The sequence below is a fragment of the Natronoflexus pectinivorans genome, from assembly GCF_004345615.1.
Lineage (GTDB): Bacteria > Bacteroidota > Bacteroidia > Bacteroidales > Marinilabiliaceae > Natronoflexus > Natronoflexus pectinivorans.
The window spans coordinates 1-1644 of record NZ_SLWK01000043.1; the positions used below are offsets into that span (position 1 = coordinate 1).

Sequence of the window (1644 nt, forward strand, 5' to 3'; positions counted from 1 at the left end):
CCTGAGTTCCTCACTGGGACACCCAAATTAAAATTCAAATAATTTTGCGAGTTGATTTTGTTCTTCACTTAGTAGTAAAGTTTCTTTGTAGGTGTCACCATTATTCGGGTCTGTGAATTCAATCGCATATATTGATTTAGCTATTTCAATGGCCTGTTCGCAACTAATTTTTGTGTTTTTAAGTTTTAATTGTCGCTCAAGCTCTTTATAAACTTTATATGCTACAAAATTGATAGTAATGTGAGCTTCTATTCTTTTCTGTAATCGATGATAAATTGGTCGGATCTTCAGGTCGTGTTTTGAAACTCGAAATGCCTTCTCTATTTTCCAAAGTTGGCCGTAATTACTGATAATATCATCTTTTGATAGTGTTGTATTGGTCAGGTATCCCTTCAATCCATCCCATGCTGCATCTTCAGCAAATCTTTCATGATCAATTGTAATATTGATCTCTCCTTCTAGTTTTAGATATTTATTGTATCCTCGATTGTTAATTGAGGACTTAGTCATTTTACCTGTTTTGACTTTCTGTTCCAGTTTCATCAAACCTCTGTCCCTGTTATGCTTATCTTTTTTTGCCCTTCTGTCTGTGTAACCTACAATTAACCTTGTTCCATCTTCTTTTTTTATAACTGCACTTGTTTTATCATTTAGTTTCAGGGAAAGTATTTCATGTTTTACCGATGAACTTTCATTTTTAATTCGTGCCCCAAGAATAAACTCATAACCTTTTTCTTGAAGATCTTTTACATTTGAAGATGAGAGTAACCCAGAGTCTGCAATTACTACTAGCTTATTCAGTTCGTATTTGGTTTTGAATTCATCAATAATTGGCAACATTGTATGGCCTTCAAACTTATTGCCTTCATGAATCTCATATGCTAAAGGATAGCCCTCCAGACCCACAAGAAGACCTAAAACGATTTGTGGGTTCTGATGCTTTCCTTCCTTCGAAAAGCCTCGTTTTCGAACTTCGTCTTCATCATCTATCTGAAAGTAGATGGTAGTAACATCATAAAAAACAACACTAACCACACCTCCCAAAATCCTCTTGGTATGGTTGTAGCTAATTTGTTGAAGTGTTTCCTTATAGCTTGAATAAATCTTATCAAGGTATCTGTATATGCGGTCTTCATTAATGTTAACTGAAAAGTAGCGCTGTAAATAATGTGTCGTCCTTAATTTGCTAGCTGGATGAGAGAGCCGCACTAAAACCAGTTGTTTGAGAAGATCGTCACAAACTTCATCAAAGCCTATTTCTTTATAAATTTTACCAAGCAAAAGATGAATCCCATCAATGTATATTTTTTGAATACTTTGTTTTATAGTTTGGTTGAAATCCTGTGTGAAAAAATCAAAGGTTTGCTGTCCCTGGTAATGCTTGATGTAATCCAAACCTTGGTTGTAGAGCATGCCAATCTCAGCAGGTACACTAGAACTGCCAATTGTTTTAACCATTTTGTACTTGCCAGAACTTTTATCAACGACTTGAATGCTTACAATTCCGCTTTTATTCTTCTTTTTTCTCACAAACATGGTGCAAATATACTACTGGGACACCCAAAATAGCAACTAAAAAACATCTATTATGTTGACTGCATGTGTTTTAGTGTTTTTGTTCGAAAAAAAGTGCGGAACTCAGGA

1 protein-coding gene is annotated in these 1644 nt (G+C 34.9%); it reads right to left on the reverse strand.

Features of this window, described 5'->3' with window-relative positions; genetic code table 11:
• Positions 1-27: 27 nt before the first annotated feature.
• Entirely contained in the window at positions 28-1536 is a 1509-nt protein-coding gene (locus EV194_RS16810; RefSeq protein WP_132435709.1) for an IS1634 family transposase, read from the reverse strand.
• Positions 1537-1644 lie beyond the last annotated feature (108 nt).

Excerpts from the sequence above, each read along its gene's own strand:
- EV194_RS16810 (WP_132435709.1), bottom strand. The coding sequence starts at position 1,536 with ATGTTTGTGAGAAAAAAGAAGAATAAAAGCGGAATTGTAAGCATTCAA.